Consider the following 20223-nt stretch of genomic DNA (forward strand, 5'->3'; position numbering starts at 1 on the left):
TCAGAAGATCTCGGCGAATCGTCGCAGCAACCGCTGCGGTTCATCGAGATCCGCGGCCAGCACGCGCGCGGCGACGGTGTCGTACGCGTCGGCGTCGAAGTAGCCGTGGTTGCGGTAGATCGTCATGCGCTCCGCGAAGGCGATCCCGGTCGGCTCGGGGTGGAACTGCGTCGCGTACAGCCGCTCACCGAACCGGTATGCCTGCACGGGGCAGTCGTCGTTCGTCGCCAGGAGCACCGCGCCTTCGGGCAGGCGTTCGATGGCTTCCTTGTGCGCCGTCAACGCCGTGAACTCCGCCTTCAGCCCGCCGAACAGCGGATCCTCCCGACCCGCATCGGTGAGACGGATGCCGGTGGGCCCCGTCCCCTCCGGATACTCCCGTGTCACCTCGCCGCCGAGGGCGCGTGAGGCGACACCGATGCCGAAGCACGTGAACAGCGCGGTGGTCCGCCCCGCTGCCGCGGCCTGCGCGACGGCTCTGAGTCCTGTCTCGATCCGCACCTGCTCCGCTGGCTTGGAGTCATCGGCATCCGTCGTGTTGAACGGGCTGCCGCCGACCACGAAGCCGCGCCAGCGCTCGAACGCATCGGCGGGGAGGTCGTCGTCGACGAGGTTCCACCGCTCGAGGCCGCTCTCGCCGACCCCCATCGCTTCGTGGAACGACGCGTACTCGCCGTCCGCGGCATCCACCTGCGGGCGAACGCACAGGTAGACGAGCGGGGCCATTCCTCGAGTCTAAATGCCCGGTCCGAGGCCGAACGCCGTGCGTCAGCGCGACGAGTTCGACGTGCGACCGCGCACGATCCCCACGAACGTGTCGACCAGGTCGCTTGCACCCTGGGCGCGCCAGGCGAGCGCGACGGCCGAGGCCGGCGCATCCGCGAGTGGACGGAACGCCACGTCCTTGCGGTGATGCAGTCGCGCGAGCGACATGGGGACGAGCACGATCCCGACGCCTGCGGCGACGGTCTCGATCGCTTCGCCGGTGGTCGCCGGCGCCGCGAACTGTGGTGCGTCGGTCCCTGAGACCTCGAACGACAGCACGTCGTCGAGAGGCACGATCCGCACCTCGCCGCGGAGGTCGTCGGCGGTCAACTCGTCCGCAGCGGTCAGGTGGGAGTCCGCGGCGCACACCACGACCGTTGTCTCTTCGTACAGGGGGATGACGTTGAGGCCGTCGCGGTCGATCGGCAGGCGGACGATCGCGGCGTCCACGTCGTCATCGGTCAAGGCTGACCGCTGGTCCACTACCGAGAGGGTGACGAGCTCGAGGGGATTCTGCGGCATCCGCGTCTTCCAGATGTCGATCCACTTGCCCGGCGTCGCCCCCGGGATCGCGCCGAGGCGGAAGGGGCCGGACGGCGGCGCGGGCGTCGGCGGCGCCGGTGCGGGCTTCCGCTTCTGGGGCGGCTTCGAGCCGCCGGAGCGGGCTTTCGCCGGCGACGGACGACCACCCTTGCGCTGGGGTCCGCCTCGTGTCGCCATGCCTGTCAGCGTAGCCGCGCGCCGCGGGATGCCCCGGGATGCCGCGGCTCAGCAGGCACCCCACCGTCCGGCACCGTCGGCTCGAGCGGCCGCCTCGCTCTCGGCGAGGCGATCGGCGTATCGGGTGTTGGGCGGGATGCGGAGGGTCTCGGCATGTCCCTCGGCGACGAGGAGGTCGTTGACGAACGTGCCGCCCTCGGTCCACACGTAGCGCAGATCGCGCTCGAATCGGTCGAGGTCCTCGCGGTCCGCGAGCATCCAGAGTCGGGCTCCCTCGGGAGCGAGCTCGCGCAGCCGGGCGGTCGCGGCATCCGCCCCGCATTCCGGCTGGGGGCGCGCTTCAGGGGCGTCGATGCCGATCAGGCGGACCCGCGCTCCGTCCGCGGTCACGAGCGTGTCTCCGTCGACGACGCGCTCGACGGAGACGACGACGGCACCCGCCGGGATCCCGTCCCCGGGCGCTTCGCGCAGAGCGGATGCCGCCACCCAGATCCCTGCGAGCAGAAGCGCCCCGACGAACCCCGCGACGACGGCACGGGTCGAGCGACGGGGCGTGGTCATGCGCCGAGGCTAGCCCCGACCACAGACGAAGGCCCGACTCCCTGAGGGGAATCGGGCCGTGATGAGTCTGCGAGAGGAGCGGGTCAGGCCGCCAGGCGCAGTCCGCGTCGGTCGGTGGCGACGCGTTCACCGTCGGGGATGCTCTCGTCGTCGCCGATCAGCGATTCGCTGGCGACGCGCGCTCCCGCGCCGACGAAGCAGCGGACGCCGATCTTCGCGCCCGCACCGATAGCCGCTCCGGGGCCGATGTGCGCGTGCGGGGCGATCTCGGCGTTCGGGCCGATGACGGCATCCGGTTCGATCCACACGCCGCGGCCGATTCGGGCCCCCGCCGCGATCTGCGCCCCGGGTTCGACGTAGGTGCCTGCTTCGACGATCGCGCTCGGGTGCACCTTGGCGCCGTTCGCGATCAAGCCACGCCCGTTGGCGTGCTTGCGGTAGCGCAGCGTCTCGCCTCGGTCGTTCTCGATGTCGATGTAGTTCTTGCCCACGGGTCCTCCTTGACGGATACAACGTCCCACAAGGCATTTCATTCCCGAATCCCGCCCCAAATCACGGGGTTGACCGCGGCTGGGTAACCTGATTCGGTGACAGCCTCCGCAGATCCGATCGACTCCGCCGCGCCCGAGACCGGGCCGTCGCTCGTCTTCGATCAGAAGGCCGCGCCGCACAGCTGGCTGGATGACGTCGTCGGACTCGCGACGGGGACGTTCACCGTCTCGCTCGGCCTGTTCCTGCTGCACCTCAGCACGGCCGTCACCGGCGGCACGGCGGGCCTGTCGCTGCTGCTGAACTACGCCCTCGAGTGGCCTTTCTGGGCGCTGTTCGCGGTCGTGAACCTGCCGTTCGGCGTGCTCGCCGTCTGGAAGCGCGGGTGGAACTTCGCGCTGCGCACCATGGTGTGCATCGGTGCGGTGTCGGGCTTCTCCGTCGTCATCGAGCATTTCTTCCTCGTCGAACGGATCGATCCGATCTTCGGCACCGTCGCCGGCAACCTCCTCGCCGGCATCGGCCTGCTCATCGTCTTCCGACACGGCGCGAGCCTCGGCGGCATCAACGTCGTAGCCCTCGTCATCCAGGATGCGACCGGCATCCGCGTGGGGTGGACCATGATGGTCTTCGATGTCCTCGTCATCCTTCTCGCCCTCCTCGTCGTTCCGTGGCCGAACGTCCTCCTCAGCGCTGCCGGGGCCGTCGTGCTGAACCTCGTCCTCGCACTGAACCACCGGCCGGGCCGGTACATCGGCCACTGATGATGGTCGACATCGGCGGTGTACGCCTCTCGGGACGCATGATCTGCGCCACGAAGGACGAAGCGGATGCCGTGCGTCGCCACCTCGACGCGCACATCGCTCGCACCCGCGCGGAACCGGGGTGTCTGCTGTTCGAGATCACGCCGCTCGGCGGCGGCCGCGCCTGGTCGGTCGAGGAGCTCTTCACCGACGTGCACGCGTTCCGGGAGCATCAGCGACGCGCGGCCGAAAGCGAATGGGGTCGCGCGACGGCGGGCATCGAGCGTCGCTACCGCATCGAGGGTCTTCCGCCCGAGGAGTGAGGCGTCAGCCGCTCACGGCTGGCAGACGGGGCACCAGAACACGATCCGCTCGCTCGTCGCGCGGGCGCCCAGCTCCGACCCTTGGATGAGCGTGCCGCACCTCCGGCATGGCTTGCCGCCGCGACCGTAGACCCACGTCTGCTTCCCGGGGCGATTGTCACCGGTGAACGTGCGCCCCTGCCGATCCCGGTTCGCGCGGATCATCCGCACCCCCGTCTCGATGAGACCAGCGACGTCGACGTCCTTCGCGAGCGCGGTGGGGCGGATGCCGCGCACGAACAGCAGCTCGTTGGCGTACTCGTTGCCGAACCCGGCGACGTTCCGCTGGTCGAGCAGCGCGACATGGATCGCGCGCTCGTCCGCCGCGACGTTGGCCACGGCCTTCGCCGCATCCCAGTCGGCGGCGAGCGGATCGGGTCCGAGGTGGCCGACGACGCGGTCCTCGTCGGCAGTGGGGAGGACCTCGACCATCGCGAGTTCGAAGCCGACGGCATCCGCGGGTCTCGTCCCGACGATCGCGCGGGCCTGGAACGCGGGCGCGCGCCACTTCTGCCCGGGCCGGTAGACGTGCCAGCGGCCCTCCATCTTGAGGTGGGAGTGCAGGGTCTGCGCCCCGATGCGCATCAGGAGGTGCTTGCCACGCGGCACGACTTCGCGCACGGTCTCGCCGCGCAGGTCGACCGTGGCGCTCCGCGGCACACGCACCTCGAAACGCGTCACTTCGTGGCCTGCGAGCGCCTCGTGCAGCTTCCGCGCGGCACGGAAGACGGTGTCACCCTCGGGCATACGTCGCCTCCGGCTCAGGCACCCGGACCTCACGCATCCGGAGCTCAGGCATCCGGAGCTCAGGCACGCTGCGGCTCCCGTGCGCCGCGCCGCAGGGTGAGACCCTTGGGCGACTCGACGAAACCGGCGTCGCGGAGGGCGCGGCCGGCGGCGGTCGTGTAGACGAACGCGCCGCTCACCTGCTCGATCGTGAGGGTGTCGAGTCCGTGGGCCCGCGAGGTCTCGACGAGGCTCCGGGCGGCCGCGACGAGCACGTCCTCGTCGTCGGTGAACGCGAGGGCGGTGCGCCCGCCCCGCTCGAGGTACAGCACGAGCGTGCCGTCGACGAGCACGACGAGTCCGCCGGCCTTGCGGCCCGGGCGGTGGTTCACGCCTTCGATCGACGGCCAGTTCAGCGCCGCGCCGTAGGGGTTCGCGGGGTCGGTGGCGGCGAGCGTCCGCGCGGTGAGCGGAGCAGGCTCGGGCACGGATGCGAACTCGCGGAGCCGGTCGACCGTCGCCGAGGTGGCGAACTGGGCGGCGCCGAGCTTCTCGACGAAGTAGCCGCGCCGGCAGTGCCCGGCATCCTCGAATCCCGCCAGGATCCGGTACACCTGCGCGAAGCCGCCGGGCACGCCCTCGGCCTGTACCGAACCGCGCGTCACGACGCCGTAGCGCTCGAGGAGCATGCCCGCCGTCGCGGTCGCCCGGAGGGTCGCGTCGTCGTCGGGAATGGGCAGGAGCGACCAGCGGCCGCCGACCATCGCGGGGCGCTGCGGTGCGGGCCGTGCGGCGGCCGCGATCGGCGTGCCGCGGAACATCCGGGTGCGGGGCGTCCGCCGCGTCACCCGGTGCGCCTGCGATCCCCCGGCGAGGAGTCCCCGGACAGGGGCGAAGGTGTCGTTCGTGACGCGTCCCGACCAGGTCAGGTTCCAGAGCGCATCGATGACGGATTGCTCGTTCGGCGCCTCGACCATGCCGGCCAGCTGCCCCGCGAAGTACGCGCCGCCGGCGCCGAGCGCGTCGAGGATCGACTGCTCGAACGGTGTCGGCTCGTCCTCGGGCGTGGGGAGCGTGAGGGTGGCGACGTCTGCGGGGTGCAGCGCGATCCACCCGTCGCGCCCGGGCAACGAGCCGTGTCCCGACCACAGCACCTCGCCCGTCGCGGTCAGCTCGTCGAGCAGAGCGGGGGAGTAGTTCCGCACCCGCGACGGCAGGATGAGCGACTCCCATGCGCTCGCGGGGAGCGGCACGCCGACCAGTTGCTCGACGACGGCGAGCACCCCGTCGACGCCTTCGAGCGGACGCGTCAGGTGCTGCCAGACGGGTAGGAATCGTCCCAGCGCCTGCGGTTCGACGGGCTCGACGCTTCCGCGGATCGCGGCGAGCGAGCGCATCCGGATACGGCGCAGCACCTCGCTGTCGCACCATTCGAGGTCGTCCGAGTGCGCGGCGTCTGCGGGCAGGAAGAACCCGCTCGCGAGCCGGCCTTGCGCTTCGAGTCGCTGCAGCGTCTGACGCGCGACGGCACCGCCCACGCCGAGGCGGGCGGCGACGTCGGACGTCCGGAACGGCCCGTGGGTGCGTGCGTAGCGGGCGACGAGGTCCGCAAGCGGGTCGGCGACCGGCTCGAGGAACGCCGTCGGGATGCCGACGGGCAGGGCCGCGCCGAGCGCATCGCGCAGACGGCCCGCGTCCTCGATCCCGGCGATGCGGGCCGCGCCGCCGAAGGTGACCCGGATCGCGCGGCGGGTCTCGACGAGCTCGTCGAGGAGCGCGGCGGCATCCGCGTCGGTCGCAGCGGGTGCGGGCGCGTCGGGGTCCGTCGCGGCGCCTTCGAGACGTTCGGCGACCTCGGCGACTGACAGGGGCCCGAGCAGACGGAGCAGGTCGGCGACGCCTTCGACGCCGCGCACACGGCGCGTCGGGTCGAGGCGCTGGAGCTCACGTTCGTACTGCTCGATGACGCCCGGGTCGAGCAGCTCGCGCATCTCGATCTTGCCCAGCAGTTCGCTCAGCAGGGCCGGGTCGACCGACAGCGCCGCAGCCCGGCGCTCGGCGAGGGGTGAGTCGCCCTCGTACATGAACGCCCCGACATATCCGAACAGCAGGTCGCGGGCGTACGGCGACGGGGAGTTGGTCGTGGTCTCGACGAGACGGATGCGGCGTTCCGCGATGCTCCGCGCGATGCGCAGCAGGGCAGGCAGATCGTAGACGTCCTGCAGCACCTCGCGGAGCGTCTCGAGGATGATCGGGAAGGTGGGGTGCTCCTTGGCGACCTCCAGCAGCTGCGCGGACCGCTGCCGCTGCTGCCACAGCGGCGACCGCTTGTTCGGGTTCAGCCGCGGCAGCAGCAGCGCGCGTGCGGCGCACTCGCGGAACCGCGAGGCGAACAGCGCGGACCCGCCGACCTCCGAGGTGACGAGCTGCTCGAGCTCGTCCGCGTCGAACACGAAGAGCTCGGCACCCGGCGGCTCGGCATCCGTGTCCGGGACCCGCGCGATGATCCCGTCGTCGCTCGCGACGGCTGCTCCTTCGACGCCGAGGCGTTCGCGGATCCGCGCGTTGACGGCCAGCGCCCACGGTGCGTGCACGTGCATGCCGTACGGGGAATGCAGGATGACGCGCCAGTCGCCGACCTCGTCGCGCGAACGCTCGACAGTCAGCGACTTGTCGGTCGGCAGGCTGCCGGTCGCTTCGCGCTGTTCGCCGATGTAGGCGAGCAGGTTGCCGATGGCGTTGTCGTCGAGGCCGGACTCCCGGAGCCGTTCGGTGGCCTTCTCGGGCTTGGAGGTCGACAGTTCGCGGGAGAACTTGCCGAGTGCCTCGCCGAGCTCGGCCGGGCGCCCGAGCCCGTCGCCGTGCCAGAACGGGAGCTTGCCCGGCTGCCCGTAAGCGGGGAGGACGTTGACGCGGTCGTGGGTGATCTCGACGATCCGCCAGCTGGTGGTGCCGAGGGTGAACACGTCGCCGACGCGCGACTCGTAAACCATCTCCTCGTCGAGCTCGCCGACGCGGGCGTTGCGAGCCTCGCCCGAGATGAAGACGCCGAACAGTCCCCGGTCGGGAATCGTGCCGCCGCTGGTGACCGCGATGCGCTGCGCACCGGGCCGACCGGTGATGGTCCCGGCATCCCGATCCCAGACGACGCGCGGCCGCAGCTCGGCGAAGGCGTCCGACGGATAGCGGCCCGCGAGCAGGTCGAGCGTCGCCTCGTACGCGGACCGCGGCAGGGAGCGGAACGGCGCCGATCGCTTGATCGTCTCGAACCAGCCCTCGACGTCGAGCACGGCCACGGCGGAGGCCGCGATCGTGTGCTGCGCGAGGATGTCGAGCGGATTCTGCGGCACTGAGATCGCCTCGATCTGGCCCGCCAGCATCCGCTCGGTCACGACGGCCGTGTGCAGGACGTCGCCCCGGTGCTTGGGGAACAGGGCCGCGCGACTCACCTCGCCGACCTGGTGACCGGCGCGGCCGACGCGCTGCAGACCGGATGCCGCCGAGGGCGGGGCCTCGACCTGGATCACGAGGTCGACGGCACCCATGTCGATGCCGAGCTCGAGGCTGCTCGTCGCGACGACGCAGCGCAGCGCCCCGGATTTCAGCTCGTCCTCGACCTGCGCGCGCTGCTCCTTCGACACCGAGCCGTGGTGCGCCTTCGCGAGGATCGCCTCGACGCCGGCGGATGCGCCCGCCTGCGCCATCATCGCTGCGGGAACGGTCTGGTCCGGCACGTCGATGCCGACCCGTTCGGCGTAGATCTCGTTGAGCCGTCCCGTCAGGCGCTCGGCGAGGCGACGCGAGTTCGAGAAGACGATCGTGGACCGGTGGGCGAGGATGCGGTCGACGATCGCCTCTTCGACGTGCGGCCAGACCGACCCGGTCATCTCCGACGACTGGGGCGGCGTGTACCAGTTGCCGCCGTCGCCATCGTCGTCGTCGGCATCGACCGCGACAGGCTCCTCCTCGTCCGGCGCGCCGGGTGGCGGAGGCGGGTTCGTGAGGTCGTCGATCGGCACGACGACGGAGAGGTCGAACGCCTTCGTCGCCTTCGGCGCCACTATGTCGACGGGAGCCGCGCCGCCCAGGAAACGGGCGACCTCGTCGATCGGCCGGACCGTCGCCGACAGACCGATCCGCTGCGCGGGGGTGTCGAGCAGGGCGTCGAGGCGCTCGAGACTCACGGCGAGGTGCGCACCGCGCTTGGTCGCGGCAACGGCGTGGACCTCGTCGACGATGACGGTGTGGATGCCGCGGAGCGTCTCTGCTGCCTGCGAGGTCAGCATCAGGTACAGCGACTCCGGCGTCGTGATGAGGATGTCAGGAGGATCGGCGAGCAGGCGTCGCCGGTCGGCGGAGGGCGTGTCGCCGGAGCGGACCCCCACAGTCACATCGGGCGCCGGCATCCCGAGCCTGCGGGCGGACTGCCCGATGCCCACCAGCGGGGAGCGGAGGTTGCGCTCGACGTCGACGCCGAGGGCCTTGAGCGGTGAGACGTAGAGGACGCGCGTGCGGGGAGGCGTGGCATCCGACCGCTTCTTCTTGCCGCGCGCGGGCTTCTCGCCCTCGGTCGTCGGCTTCTCGGCGACGCGGTCGCGGAAGATGCGGTCGAGTGCCCAGAGGAACGCCGAGAGCGTCTTGCCGGAACCGGTCGGGGCGACCACCAGCGCGTGCTTGCCGGCCGAGATCGCCTGCCACGCACCGGCCTGCGCCGCCGTGGGCGCGTGGAAGGCGCTGCGGAACCAGTCCTGCGTCGCAGGGCTGAACCGCTCGAGGACGTCCGCCATGCTCCCATCATCGCGCGGACCACCGACATCGGGCCGGGGCTTGCGCCCCGGCCCGTCGGTCAGACCTCCGTCATCCGTCCGTCGCGGAGTTCGAGCGTGAGTCCCGCCCCGATCCGCGCGAGGAACGCGTCGTCGTGGCTCACCACGAGCACCGCGCCCCGGTAGGCCGAGAGGGCCTCGACGAGCTGGTCGACCGTGTCGAGGTCGAGGTTGTTCGTCGGCTCGTCGAGTACCAGCAGGTGCGGCGGCGGGTCGGCGAGCAGCAGGCGGGCGAGCGCCACGCGGAACCGCTCGCCGCCCGAGAGCGCCGAGACGGGGCGGTGCACCGTGTCGCCGCGGATGAGGAACCTCGCCAGCCGGTTCCGCAGCTCGACGTCGCCCACTCCGGGTGCCGCCGCCCGGATGTTCGCCAGCACCGCGGCATCCTCCTCGAGGCCGTCCACCCGCTGCGACAGGTAGCCGATGCGGTCGGTGTGCGCCTCGGCGCGGACCGTTCTCCGGAAAAATGCCGCGTCCGCATCCGTTCGAGGCGGGCCCGAACCCTTCTGACCGGAGAACGGCTGAGAGGTCGCTGCCGCCGCGCGTTCCGTATTCAGTCTCGGTGTCCCCGCGACGGCCCCGATCCCTGCCGTCTCGGAGGCGGCCGCCGATGCCGAGACCCGGGAGACTGAATACGGAACAGCCCCGCCGTACGCCGACGCGACGAGCCGCTCGAGCAGCGTCGTCTTGCCGGCGCCGTTCGGTCCGATCAGTGCCACCCGCTCGGGCCCCTGGATGATCCAGGTGCGCTCGGCGTCGCCGATCGTCGCGATCCGGCGGCCGGTGCCGACCTCCGGATCGGGCAGATCGATGCGGACCGTGTCGTCGTCTCGCACGCGCCGTCCGGCGGTGTCGACGGCGGCGCGCGCGGCATCCACCTTCGCGTTCGCTTCGACGCGCAGCTTGCCCGCCGTCACCTGCGCGGAGCGCTTCATGGCGCCCAGCACGATCTTCGGCGCCGCTTTCTGCGCAGCAAGCTTCTTGCCGTGCGCGTTCCGCATGGCGATCGCCGATTCGACCTGCCGGCGGTCCCGCTTCTCGCGCCGCAGCACCTGTCGCGCCGCCGTCTCGGCCTGTGCGGCGGCGGCCTGCTCCGTCTCGAGCCAGGACCGCCATGCGGAGTACGGGCCGCCGAAGACCGACAGCTCGGAGCCGTACAGTTCCGCCGTGTCGTCGAGCTCGTCGAGCAGCGCGATGTCGTGGCTCACCACGATAAGCGTGCCGCGCCACATCCGCACGAGCTCGCGCACACGGCGACGCGCGTCGCGGTCGAGGTTGTTCGTCGGCTCGTCGAGCAGGGCGATCTCGGCGCCGCGCAGGCGGACGCCGATGAGCGCCGCGAGCACCGCCTCACCGCCCGAGAGCTCGCCGACGCGGCGATCGAGAGCTCCATCCGGCAGGCCGACCTCGGCGAGCGCCGCCGTCGCTCGCGCCTCGACGTCCCAGTCGTCGCCGACCGTGTCGAAGTGGCGCTCGTCGACGTCGCCGCGTTCGATCGCGCGCACCGCGTCGAGGACGGGCCAGATGCCGAGCACGTCTGCGACGCGCCGCGACACGTCGAGCGTGAGCTGCTGGGGCAGCAGGTCGACCCGTCCCGCCGTCGTGATCGATCCGGATGCCGGTTCGAGAGTCCCGGCGATGAGTTTCAGCAGCGTGGACTTGCCGGACCCGTTCCGGCCGACGAGGCCGGTGCGACCGCCGCTGAAGGCTCCGGTGACGTCGCTCAGCGCGACGGTGCCGTCGGGCCAGGCGAAGGTGAGGCGGTCGAGGGTGACCGCAGAGAGAGAAGTGGTGGGCATGTGCGCCTCCCTGTTCGGGGTGCGCGGACGCCGGCGTCGACGAACCGGCCCGCAGCGCTCGGTGCGGCCGGGCAGCACGGTGTGCTGCGGTCGAAGGGGACGGTCCGCGCCGGTCGGTGAATCGATCACCGGGCGGACCGTCGCATCGTCCTCGGGGAGGGTCGACGGGTCAGCGCGGGATCACAGCGCGATCGCGTCGACAGCCTTCAACGGCTCTTCCTCACACTCGGGACAGGACGCCGACCATGGTAGCGACGATGCCGAGCAGATGCCAGGGCGTCAGCCGCGCAGGCGCGTCAGCTGCTTCTCGAGGAACACGCGGACGTCGCCGAGCTCCTCGGCCGAGACGCTGTGCGCGAGGTTCGGATAGACGCGCCCGCTCAGATCGGTGTGGCTCGGCAGCCACTGCGCCGTGTGGTCGACGAAGCGCGGCGGGATCACCTCGTCGCGTGCGCCGCGGCCCCAGAACACCGGCGGGCGCACCTCGGCCAGCTCGGCATCCCCGTCCGCAGGTTCGGGGAAGGCGTAGCCGGCGAGGCTCACCGCGAACGCGGCGGCCTGCGGTCGCATCCGCAGCATCTGCAGGGCGATGACGCCGCCCTGCGAGAAGCCGAGAAGACCCACGGATGCCGCCTCCCCCCGCACCTCGTCGACCCACTCCCAGACGGCGGAGGTCGACGCGATGACCTCGCCGTGGTCGCGACTCTCGACGCCGTCGATCGTGAACCAGGAGTACCCGGGCATCGGGAAGCGCGGCGCGAGGGGCGCGCGGACGGCGGCCACGACGAACTCCTCCGGAAGGTCCGGCACCAGGCTGAACAGGTCCGCTTCGTTCGACCCGTAGCCGTGGAGCAGCACCAGCAGCGGACGGTCGCTACGTTCGTCGGCGGATGCGGACCACAGGACGGCGTCGGGATCGAGCGGGGAGGCGGCCACCATGCGTACATCCTGCCCCAGCCCTCCGACACGGGCGAGGGACACGGGCGAGGCACACGGGCGAGGCGACCGCGGGCGGGGCACCGCGGCATCCGCTCGGGTATACATGAGGCATGGCCGTCCGCACCCCCGACCCCGACCCGAACGAGCAGGGCGACGAGGGCGCCTCGCGCGATCCGCTCCGCGGCCTGGGGTCGTCGATGGGGCGTCCGGGCTCCGCGGGCAACCCGGCGTGGCTGAGCGACGTCGAGCTCGCCGAGGCGCGCCGCCGCCTGCCGATGCTGTACGTCGAGGCCGTGCCGGTGCGTCTGGACGGCATGGGCGCGGTGACCGACGTCGGCATCCTGCTGCGCGCGACGCCGATGGGCGAGATCTCCCGCACGATCGTGTCAGGGCGCGTCCGTTACGGCGAGACCGTGCGCGACGCGCTGTTCCGTCACCTCGAGAACGACCTCGGGCCGATGGCCTTCCCGCTGCTGCCGCCGCAGCCCGCCCCGTTCACGGTCGCCGAGTACTTCCCGATCCCCGGCGTGAGCGCGTTCCACGACGACCGTCAGCACGCCGTCTCGCTCGCGTTCGTCGTGCCCGTGACCGGCACGTGCGAGCCACGCCAGGACGCCCTCGAAGTCACCTGGATGTCGCCCGAGGAGGCCTCGTCCGACGCCCTCGCCGCCGAGATGGAGGGCGGCCGCTCCACCCTCGTCCGGCAGGCACTCGCCTCGGTCGGCGCCCTGCGCTGACTCGCCCCGCGCGACCCGCGCCGCGGCGCCCCCGTCAGCCGCGCGTGAGGCGCGACAGCGCCGCGACGAACGCGTCGACGTCGGATTCCGTGGTGTCGAAGGAGCACATCCAGCGCACCTCGTTCTTCGAGGCATCCCAATCGTAGAAGCGGAACGACTCGCGCAGGCGGTCGGCGACGCCGTCGGGCAGGGTCGCGAAGATGCCGTTCGCCTGCGTCGGCTGGCTGAAGCGCACACCCGAGATCGACCCGTCCGCCAGGCCCGCCTCGACCGCTGCGCGGAGTCGTGCCGCCATCGCATTCGCGTGGCGCGCGTTCCGCAGGTAGAGGTCGTCCTCGTAGAGGGCGATCAGCTGCGCCGAGACGAAGCGCATCTTCGACGAGAGCTGCATGTTGAGCTTGCGCAGGTAGGGGAGCCCCTGGGATGCCGCGGGGTCGAGCACCACGATGGCTTCGGCCGCGAGCGCGCCGTTCTTCGTCCCGCCGGCGCTCACGACGTCGACGCCCGCATCGAGGGTGAAGGAGCGGATCGGCAGGTCGAGGGCCGCGGCCGCGTTCGACAGGCGTGCGCCGTCGAGGTGCAGGTGCATGCCGCGGGCGTGCGCGTGGTCGGCGAGGGCCCGGATCTCGTCGGGCGTGTAGAGGGTGCCGAGCTCGGTGGACTGCGTGATCGAGACGACGAGAGGCTGCGCGCGGTGCTCGTCACCCCACCCCCAGGCCTCCCTGTCGACGAGCTCGGGGGTGAGCTTGCCGTCGTCGGTCGGCACGTTGAGGATCTTGATGCCCGCGACCTTCTCGGGAGCGCCGCCCTCGTCGACGTTGATGTGAGCGGTGGATGCCGCGACCACAGCGCCCCAGCGGGGGAGCATCGACTGCAGGCCGGTGACGTTCGCACCGGTCCCGTTGAAGACGGGGAACGCCTGCGCGTCCTCGCCGAAGTGGCGCGCGAAGACCTCCTGCAGGCGTGCGGTGTACACGTCTTCGCCGTAGGCGACCTGGTGGCCGTCGTTGGCGGCGGCGATGGCCGCGATGACCTCCGGGTGGACCCCGGAGTAGTTGTCGCTGGCGAAGGAACGGATCGTCGGGTCGTGGAGCGTCGTCACCCCCTAAGCCTAGGTCTCACGCCGATGGCCTTCCCCGTGTCGGAACCCGGCGATACCCTCGCCGCATGAGTGAAGCGACACCGTCGTCGCGCACCGTTCCTCCGGGCGGGATGCGCACCTTCCTGCACGTCCTGGTGAACACGGCCGTCGCGAACGTCACGACGAGTTTCCTGTGGTTCGCCCTCACCTTCTGGGTGTATCTCGAGACTAAATCCGTCCTGGCCACGGGAGTCATCGGCGGCGCTTACATGCTGCTGCTGGCGATCTTCGGCATGGTCTTCGGCACGCTCGTCGACCGCTTCCGCAAGCACGCCGTCATGGTGTTCTCCGGGGTCTTCACGCTCGCGGCCTTCCTCGCGGCCGGTGCGATCTACGTGTCCCAGCCGGAGTCCGCGATCCTCGACCTCGGCGGACCGTGGTTCTGGCTGTTCTCCGGCATCATCCTGACCGGCGCCGTCGTCGAGAACCTGCGCAACATCGCCCTGTCGACGACGGTCACCCTCCTCGTGCCGACCGAGCGTCACGCGAACGCGAACGGCCTCGTCGGTACGGTGCAGGGCATCGCCTTCATCGTGACGAGCGCACTCTCGGGTCTCGCGATCGGACTCGTCGGCATGGGCTGGACCCTCGCCGTCGCGATCGCCTTCACCGCCGTGCCGCTCGTCCACCTGCTCTTCGTGCGGATCCACGAAGACGCGCCGAGGCCCGATCCGGGGTCGAAGATCCTCGACATCCGCGGAGCGGCGGCGGCCATCCGGGCGGTGCCGGGCCTGTTCGCCCTCATCCTCTTCTCCACCTTCAACAACCTCATCGGCGGCCTCTACATGGCGTTGATGGACCCGTACGGTCTGGAACTGTTCGACGTGAAGATGTGGGGCGTCGTCCTCGCAGTGACGGCGACGGGGTTCCTCATCGGCGGCGGCATCGTCGCGGCCAAGGGTCTGGGCAAGAACCCCATCCGCACGCTGTTGCTCGCGGTCGCCGTCATGGGTCTGCTCGGCGCGGTCTTCACGCTGCGGGAGTGGTGGTGGCTCTACGCGGTCGGGATCTGGGCGTACATGACCCTTGTGCCGGTGATCGAGTCGGCAGAGCAGACCGTCATCCAGAAGGTCGTCCCGTTCGAACGCCAGGGCCGCGTCTTCGGAGCGGCCACCGCGCTCGAAGTGTCGACCGGTCCGATCACCTCGTTCGCCATCGCGCCGATTGCGGAATTCTGGATCATCCCGTATCTCCGCACCGACGAGGGTGAGCGGACGTGGTCGTGGCTGCTCGGCGAGGGCGAGATGCGCGGGATCGCGCTGATCTTCCTCATCGGCGGACTCATCATGGTCGCCGCGGCGCTCGCCGCGTTCCTCACGCGGTCGTACCGGACGCTCTCGGCCGAGTACCGCGACGCCCCCGAGACGGCAGAAGCGGATGCCGCGGCCCCGGCCACCGGCATCCCTTCGTCGTCGCGCGAAGCGGCAGGAGGTGTCGCCGCCGACTGACGTCAGGGGCGGAACGGCTTCGGCGCCCGAGTCTCCCCAGAGCTCGGACGCCGAAGCGGCTCCCGAACGCCTCAGGCGTCGGAAGCGCGGATGCCGGCGACGCCAGCGATCACGGGACGCATCTTCTTCTCGAGGGCCTCGAAGAACATCGACAGCGGGAACTCGTCGTTGAGAACCGCGTCGGTGTACCCCTTGGGCGGACCGGCGAGGATCTCGTCGGACAGCCCGCGGGCCCACTGCGACGCCGGGTGCGGCGTAACGGTCTGGCGGACGAGGTCGTACGCGGCGAGCCAGTGCGCGACCTTGGGACGGTCGATCGACTCCCAGTAGAGACGGTCGATCGCGTCACTCAGCGCGATGACGGCGTCGGCGACACGGTCCCACTCGAACGCGAGCGAGGTGTCGGTCCAGTGCAGCACGCCGCGCTGGTGCAGCCAGGCGAACAGCAGCTGGCCGCCGAGCCCGTCGTAGTTGCGGACGCGCGTGCCGGTGATCGCGAAGCGGAAGATGCGGTCGAAGATGACCGCGTACTGCACGAGGCCGGCGTGCTCGAGCATCTCGCCTTCGGCATCCGTCAGCTGTGCCTTCGCCGACAGGTCCTTCTCGATCGCGACGCATTCGCGGAACGCGGTGAGGTCGCAGCGGAGCTCCTCCAGCGAATAGAGGAAGAACGGCATCCGCTGCTTGATCATGAACGGGTCGAACGGCAGGTCGCCGCGCATGTGGGTGCGGTCGTGGATGAGGTCCCACATGACGAACGTCTTCTCGGCCAAGCGCTGGTCGTCGAGCAGACGGGCGGCCGCTTCGGGCAGATCGAGACGGGTGATGTCGGATGCCGCGCGCACGACGCGACGGTAGCGCGCGGCCTCGCGGTCCTGGAAGATCGCACCCCACGTGAAGGTCGGCACCTCGCGCATGGCGACCGTCTCAGGGAAGAGGACGGCCGAGTTCGTGTCGTACCCGGGCGTGAAATCGAGCAGGCGGAACGACACGAACAGCCGGTTCGTGTACGTCTGCTCGAGCTCTGCGATGAACTCCGGCCAGATCGTCTCGACGAGGATGGCCTCGACCTTGCGGTCGCGGGTGCCGTTCTGCGTGTACATCGGGAACACGACGAGGTGCCGGAGTCCGTCGACGCGGTTCTCCTGCGGCTGGAAGGCCATGAGCGAGTCGAGGAAGTCCGGGATGCCGAACCCCTCCGAGACCCACCGGTCGAAGTCCGCCACGCTCGCCTCGAGATAGGCGGCGTCGTGCGAAAAAGCGGGGGAGAGCGCGCGGATGCCGGCCGTGATCGCCTCGACGTGCGCACGGGCAGCGTCGTGGTCGGCGGGTTCGGGCACCGAGCCGTCGGTGGTCTGCAGGTCCTGCAGGGCGGTCGCGGCATCCCGCAGCAGCGCCCAGGCGTCAGAGGTCACGGCCATGCGGGCGTCTTCGACGACCTCGGGCATTCCGATGATCGTCGAAGTGGTGACGGTGCTCATGGTGGACCTCCTATCGGTTCTTGATGATTTCCCGGCGCTTCACGGGAACATTTCCTGTGTTTTCAGCGTAGGGCCGTAAGGATCTCGTGTGCAACCTGGCTGCGGTAGCGTCGGACCGTGCCCGCAGACGAGACCGACCCCGCCGACTCCGCGATCATCGCTGCGCTCTCGAGCAACGCACGGGCGACGCTCGCGGAGCTCTCGACCGTCGCGGGGCTGTCGGTGTCGGCGACGCAGGCGCGCGTCCGACGGCTCGAGGCGAGGGGGCTGATCGCCGGCTACCGTGCTGTCATCGATCCCGAGGTCGCGGGCAAGCCGCTCGCGGCGTTCGTCGAGATCACCCCGCTCGACCCGGGCCAGCCCGACAACGCCCCCGAACTCATCGCGCACCTCGACGAGATCGAGGCGTGCCACTCCATCGCGGGCGACGCGGCCTACATGCTGTTCGTGCGCGTCGCGACGCCGCGCGATCTCGAACGGCTGATCCGCGACATCCGTTCCGCCGCGTCGGTCAACACCCGCACGACGGTCGTGCTGCAGACCTTCTTCGAACACCGCCCGATCTCGCCCGCCTGACGCCCGCGCGCTGTCAAGAGGAGGCGGGACCGGCTCGCCCTGCCTAGCGTGGAGGCATGAGCGACACCCCCATCGGCCGCGAGGTCCTCGTCGTCGCCAACAGTCGATCCGGCGCCTCGCTGGGACGGCCCGACCGGGTTCCCGACGTGCGCCGGCGGATGCCGGGGGCCACCATCCGCGAACTCGCCGAGAGCGAGACTCTCGATGACGTCGTGGCCGCGGCCATGGCGGAGGAGGACGCGCCCCGGGTTCTCGCGATCCTCGGCGGCGACGGGTCGGTCTCGCGGGCGGCGCACCTCGCGCGCCGCCACGACCTGACGCTCCTCGTCCTCCCGAACGGCACCTTCAACCACTTCGCCCGGTCGGTCGGCATCCCCGATGTCGATGCCGGACTCGACGCCTATGCGGCGGCCAACATCCGCCCCGTCGCGGTCGCCGAGGTCTCGGTGGACGACGCCGATCCGATCACGGTGCTGAACGCCGTCTCGCTCGGGGCGTACCCCGAGTTCCTCGCCGAGCGCGAGCGTCGCACCAGCCTCGGCAAATGGTGGGGCGGCGCCGTCGCCGCCTGGCGGGAGATGCACGACGCGCACGCGGTCGACATCGCCCGCGGCGGCAAACGCGCCTCGGTCTGGTCGGTGTTCGCCGGTGTCGGACCCAACGACCCCGATCGCATCGCGACGATGCAGCGTGCGACGCTCGACGAGCCCGTCATCGACGTCCGCGTGCACCACGCTCGCGGCACGCGGGCCCGCGCCATCGCGTCGCTCGCCTTCGGCGAGAAGACCGTCACGATCCTGCGCGCACTCCGCGTGATGCCCCCGGCATCCGACATCGAACGCATCCTCGACGAGGACTTCGAGATCGAGGTCCGTGCCGGCAGCGCCCCCGACATCTGGGTCCACGACGGCGAGCTCGAAGAGGTGGGGCAGGACGGCTTCCGCCTGCGGGTGCGCGCGGTGCCGGACGGACTCCGGGTCTACCTGCCCGCCGGGTGAGACGGGGATACATCCCGAGACGGATGCCTCGCCCCGCCCCGACCGCGTAGCGTTCAAGGGTGTTCCGCTCGCTCCGCCCGTACCAGGTCGCCGTCGACGCGTCCGTCGCGGTGCTGTTCGCGCTGGTGTCGCTTCCGTACGAGCTGGGCACGTCGACCAGCTCGTCGTATGACATCGGCGGATGGGGAGCGATCCCGGTCGTCCTGCTCCTCTCCGGCGCACTCGGACTCCGCCGGTTCTCGCCCGGTCTTGCGCTCGCCGTCGCCTGGGGCGGCGCGATCGTGCAGATGGGGCTCGGACGCGGTCCCGGGTTCGCCGACATCGCGATCTTCGCGGTGCTCTTCGCGACCGCCGCCTACGGTACGAGGCTGGTCTTCTGGCTCGGTCTCGCCTCGGTCGTCGTCGGCTCGGGCACCATCACGATCTACCTGTTCCGATGGGCGTTCCTCGGGAGCGGGTCGCTCTCCGACGTCCCGACGCTGATCTTCGTCCTGCTGGCGGCGCTGTTCGCACTCGGTCTCTCGTGGACCGCCGGCGCCCTCGTCCGCACCGCGATGCGCGCCCGCGCCAACCGCGCCGCGCAGTCGCGCGCCGAGGAGCAGACGGTCGCCGAGCAGGAACGCACCCGCATCGCCCGCGACATGCACGACATCGTCGCGCACTCGCTCGCGGTCATCATCGCCCAGTCGGATGGCGCGCGGTACGCCGCGGCATCCGATCCCGACGCCCAGGCCGAGGCGCTCGGCACCATCTCGTCCACGGCGCGCTCCGCCCTCTCGGACGTGCGCCTGCTCCTCACCCAGCTCCGCCACTCGCAGGCCGAGGGGCCGCAGCCGACGCTCGCCGACCTCGAGCAGCTCTACGCCCAGGTGCGCGCGGCGGGCGTCGAACTGCGCGTGGACGTCGACCCGGCGCCGCGCGGCGAGGTCGCGGCATCCGTGCAGCTGTCGGTCTACCGCATCCTGCAGGAAGCCCTCACGAACGCGCTCCGCCACGGCGCCGCCACCGGCGTCGACGTCTCGCTCGCGTGGCACCCGGATCGTGTCGAGCTGCGCGTCCGCAACGAGGTCGCCCCCCTTCCCGATGGAGCGGAGCGGCGCACCGGCGGCCACGGTCTGATCGGCATGCGCGAGCGCGCGCAACTGATCGGCGGTCGATTGGATGCCGCGGCCGCAGACGGCGTCTTCACCGTCGAGGCCTCGCTGCCGACCGGATCCGCGTCCGAGAACCCCGATCCCCTCGAGAGGAGCGCTCGATGAGCGTCATCCGCGTCGTCCTCGTCGACGACCAGGCCCTGTTCCGTGCCGGCATCCGGATGGTCGTCGCCTCGCAGCCCGACCTCGAGGTCGTCGGCGAGGCCTCCGACGGCGCGCAGGCGATCGAGGTCGTCCGCCAGACGCGCCCCGACGTCGTCCTCATGGACATCCGGATGCCGGTGATGGACGGGCTCGCCGCGACCGAGGCCCTGCTCGCCGACGCCGATCCGCCCAAGGTGGTCATGCTGACGACCTTCGACCTCGACGAGGCCGCGGCCCGGGCCATCCAGCGCGGGGCGAGCGGGTTCCTCCTGAAGGACGCCGATCCCGAGTTCCTCCTCGCCGCCATCCGCACGGTGCACGCGGGCTCGTCGGTCATCGCGGCCGCCGCCACGCGGGAGCTCTTCGCGCAGCTGAACGAACCCGTCCGGGCCGTCCCGCCGGCGTTCGGTGAGCTGACCGACCGCGAGCGCGAGATCTTCGCGCTCGCCGCTCGGGGCCTCTCGAACGCCGAGATCGCCGCGCGGGAGTTCCTCTCGGAGGCGACGGTCAAGACGCACGTCTCGCGCATCCTCGCGAAGCTGTCGCTCCGCGACCGCGTGCAGCTGGTCGTCTTCGCCTTCGAGCACGGCCTCGCCTGATCGGCGCAGACGGGA

18 protein-coding genes are annotated in these 20223 nt (G+C 71.1%); 8 read left to right on the forward strand and 10 right to left on the reverse strand.

Going from position 1 to position 20223, the window contains the following annotated elements:
* The 4 genes from ABCU91_RS04640 to ABCU91_RS04655 all read right to left on the reverse strand — a co-directional run bounded on the left by ABCU91_RS04640 (position 1) and on the right by ABCU91_RS04655 (position 2537).
* A complete protein-coding gene (locus ABCU91_RS04640) occupies positions 1-726 on the reverse strand; it encodes a glutamine amidotransferase-related protein (RefSeq protein ID WP_413354979.1) in 726 nt (241 codons plus the stop codon).
* A gap of 42 nt (positions 727-768) precedes the next feature.
* Entirely contained in the window at positions 769-1485 is a 717-nt protein-coding gene (locus tag ABCU91_RS04645; RefSeq protein ID WP_413354980.1) for a LysR family substrate-binding domain-containing protein, read from the reverse strand.
* A gap of 48 nt (positions 1486-1533) precedes the next feature.
* Positions 1534-2046, reverse strand: a complete 513-nt coding sequence (locus ABCU91_RS04650; protein WP_413354981.1) for a thermonuclease family protein — start codon at positions 2044-2046, stop codon at positions 1534-1536.
* Between the two features lie 83 nt (positions 2047-2129).
* Complete coding sequence (locus ABCU91_RS04655) at positions 2130-2537, reverse strand: transferase (protein WP_406922745.1); 408 nt, start codon at positions 2535-2537, stop codon at positions 2130-2132.
* A gap of 96 nt (positions 2538-2633) precedes the next feature.
* Between ABCU91_RS04655 and ABCU91_RS04660 the strand changes: the two genes are divergently transcribed.
* Positions 2634-3299 carry a YitT family protein gene (locus ABCU91_RS04660; protein WP_413354982.1) on the forward strand — a complete coding sequence of 222 codons (666 nt, stop codon included), beginning with the start codon at positions 2634-2636 and terminating at the stop codon, positions 3297-3299.
* Positions 3299-3601, forward strand: a complete 303-nt coding sequence (locus tag ABCU91_RS04665) for a putative quinol monooxygenase (protein WP_406922743.1) — start codon at positions 3299-3301, stop codon at positions 3599-3601. Before ABCU91_RS04660 ends, ABCU91_RS04665 begins: the two co-directional genes overlap by 1 nt.
* 12 nt (positions 3602-3613) lie before the next feature.
* On the opposite strand, the gene ABCU91_RS04670 is transcribed toward ABCU91_RS04665, so the two are convergent.
* The 4 genes from ABCU91_RS04670 to ABCU91_RS04685 form a co-directional block, all read right to left on the reverse strand.
* Positions 3614-4387, reverse strand: a complete 774-nt coding sequence (locus ABCU91_RS04670) for a DNA-formamidopyrimidine glycosylase family protein (RefSeq protein WP_413354983.1) — start codon at positions 4385-4387, stop codon at positions 3614-3616.
* A gap of 59 nt (positions 4388-4446) precedes the next feature.
* Complete coding sequence (locus tag ABCU91_RS04675; RefSeq protein WP_413354984.1) at positions 4447-9153, reverse strand: ATP-dependent helicase; 4707 nt, start codon at positions 9151-9153, stop codon at positions 4447-4449.
* 59 nt (positions 9154-9212) lie between these two features.
* The gene (locus tag ABCU91_RS04680; RefSeq protein ID WP_413354985.1) at positions 9213-10991 is read right to left on the reverse strand and encodes an ABC-F family ATP-binding cassette domain-containing protein; all 1779 of its coding nucleotides are present in this window, start codon (positions 10989-10991) and stop codon (positions 9213-9215) included.
* A gap of 279 nt (positions 10992-11270) precedes the next feature.
* Entirely contained in the window at positions 11271-11930 is a 660-nt protein-coding gene (locus ABCU91_RS04685) for an alpha/beta hydrolase (RefSeq protein ID WP_413354986.1), read from the reverse strand.
* A gap of 110 nt (positions 11931-12040) precedes the next feature.
* On the opposite strand from ABCU91_RS04685, the gene ABCU91_RS04690 reads away from it, so the two are divergent.
* Positions 12041-12667, forward strand: coding sequence for an NUDIX hydrolase family protein (locus ABCU91_RS04690; protein ID WP_091359221.1), 627 nt, complete (start codon positions 12041-12043; stop codon positions 12665-12667).
* A gap of 34 nt (positions 12668-12701) precedes the next feature.
* On the opposite strand, the gene ABCU91_RS04695 is transcribed toward ABCU91_RS04690, so the two are convergent.
* Entirely contained in the window at positions 12702-13769 is a 1068-nt protein-coding gene (locus ABCU91_RS04695; RefSeq protein ID WP_406922738.1) for a threonine aldolase family protein, read from the reverse strand.
* A gap of 65 nt (positions 13770-13834) precedes the next feature.
* Between ABCU91_RS04695 and ABCU91_RS04700 the strand changes: the two genes are divergently transcribed.
* Entirely contained in the window at positions 13835-15256 is a 1422-nt protein-coding gene (locus tag ABCU91_RS04700; RefSeq protein ID WP_406922737.1) for an MFS transporter, read from the forward strand.
* Positions 15257-15327: 71 nt separating this feature from the next.
* Here the strand turns inward: ABCU91_RS04700 and ABCU91_RS04705 are convergent, their stop codons facing one another.
* Positions 15328-16737: a DUF6421 family protein gene (locus ABCU91_RS04705; RefSeq protein WP_413354987.1), complete on the reverse strand. Its 1410-nt coding sequence runs from the start codon at positions 16735-16737 to the stop codon at positions 15328-15330.
* A 117-nt stretch (positions 16738-16854) separates the two neighbouring features.
* On the opposite strand from ABCU91_RS04705, the gene ABCU91_RS04710 reads away from it, so the two are divergent.
* From ABCU91_RS04710 to ABCU91_RS04725, 4 genes are read left to right on the forward strand one after another with little or no spacing between them, the layout of a single operon-like run.
* A complete protein-coding gene (locus ABCU91_RS04710) occupies positions 16855-17313 on the forward strand; it encodes an Lrp/AsnC family transcriptional regulator (protein WP_406922735.1) in 459 nt (152 codons plus the stop codon).
* Between the two features lie 56 nt (positions 17314-17369).
* Positions 17370-18311 (forward strand): diacylglycerol/lipid kinase family protein, encoded by a 942-nt coding sequence (locus tag ABCU91_RS04715; protein ID WP_413354988.1) that lies wholly within the window; start codon positions 17370-17372, stop codon positions 18309-18311.
* Positions 18312-18370: 59 nt separating this feature from the next.
* The gene (locus tag ABCU91_RS04720; RefSeq protein WP_413354989.1) at positions 18371-19570 is read left to right on the forward strand and encodes a sensor histidine kinase; all 1200 of its coding nucleotides are present in this window, start codon (positions 18371-18373) and stop codon (positions 19568-19570) included.
* Entirely contained in the window at positions 19567-20208 is a 642-nt protein-coding gene (locus ABCU91_RS04725; RefSeq protein ID WP_406922732.1) for a response regulator, read from the forward strand. The genes ABCU91_RS04720 and ABCU91_RS04725 overlap by 4 nt, the downstream gene beginning before the upstream one ends.
* The last annotated feature ends 15 nt before the right edge of the window (positions 20209-20223 follow it).

Source organism: Microbacterium phoenicis, from assembly GCF_047302325.1.
Classification (GTDB): domain Bacteria; phylum Actinomycetota; class Actinomycetes; order Actinomycetales; family Microbacteriaceae; genus Microbacterium.

Bases quoted from the DNA above. Each gene is read 5' to 3' on its own strand.
- ABCU91_RS04705 (WP_413354987.1), bottom strand. From the start codon at position 16,737: ATGAGCACCGTCACCACTTCGACGATCATCGGAATGCCCGAGGTCGTC.
- ABCU91_RS04675 (WP_413354984.1), bottom strand. From the start codon at position 9,153: ATGGCGGACGTCCTCGAGCGGTTCAGCCCTGCGACGCAGGACTGGTTC.
- ABCU91_RS04680 (WP_413354985.1), bottom strand. From the start codon at position 10,991: ATGCCCACCACTTCTCTCTCTGCGGTCACCCTCGACCGCCTCACCTTC.
- ABCU91_RS04665 (WP_406922743.1), top strand. From the start codon at position 3,299: ATGATGGTCGACATCGGCGGTGTACGCCTCTCGGGACGCATGATCTGC.
- ABCU91_RS04690 (WP_091359221.1), top strand. From the start codon at position 12,041: ATGGCCGTCCGCACCCCCGACCCCGACCCGAACGAGCAGGGCGACGAG.
- ABCU91_RS04685 (WP_413354986.1), bottom strand. From the start codon at position 11,930: ATGGTGGCCGCCTCCCCGCTCGATCCCGACGCCGTCCTGTGGTCCGCA.
- ABCU91_RS04715 (WP_413354988.1), top strand. From the start codon at position 17,370: ATGAGCGACACCCCCATCGGCCGCGAGGTCCTCGTCGTCGCCAACAGT.
- ABCU91_RS04640 (WP_413354979.1), bottom strand. From the start codon at position 726: ATGGCCCCGCTCGTCTACCTGTGCGTTCGCCCGCAGGTGGATGCCGCG.
- ABCU91_RS04725 (WP_406922732.1), top strand. From the start codon at position 19,567: ATGAGCGTCATCCGCGTCGTCCTCGTCGACGACCAGGCCCTGTTCCGT.
- ABCU91_RS04700 (WP_406922737.1), top strand. From the start codon at position 13,835: ATGAGTGAAGCGACACCGTCGTCGCGCACCGTTCCTCCGGGCGGGATG.
- ABCU91_RS04645 (WP_413354980.1), bottom strand. From the start codon at position 1,485: ATGGCGACACGAGGCGGACCCCAGCGCAAGGGTGGTCGTCCGTCGCCG.
- ABCU91_RS04670 (WP_413354983.1), bottom strand. From the start codon at position 4,387: ATGCCCGAGGGTGACACCGTCTTCCGTGCCGCGCGGAAGCTGCACGAG.
- ABCU91_RS04650 (WP_413354981.1), bottom strand. From the start codon at position 2,046: ATGACCACGCCCCGTCGCTCGACCCGTGCCGTCGTCGCGGGGTTCGTC.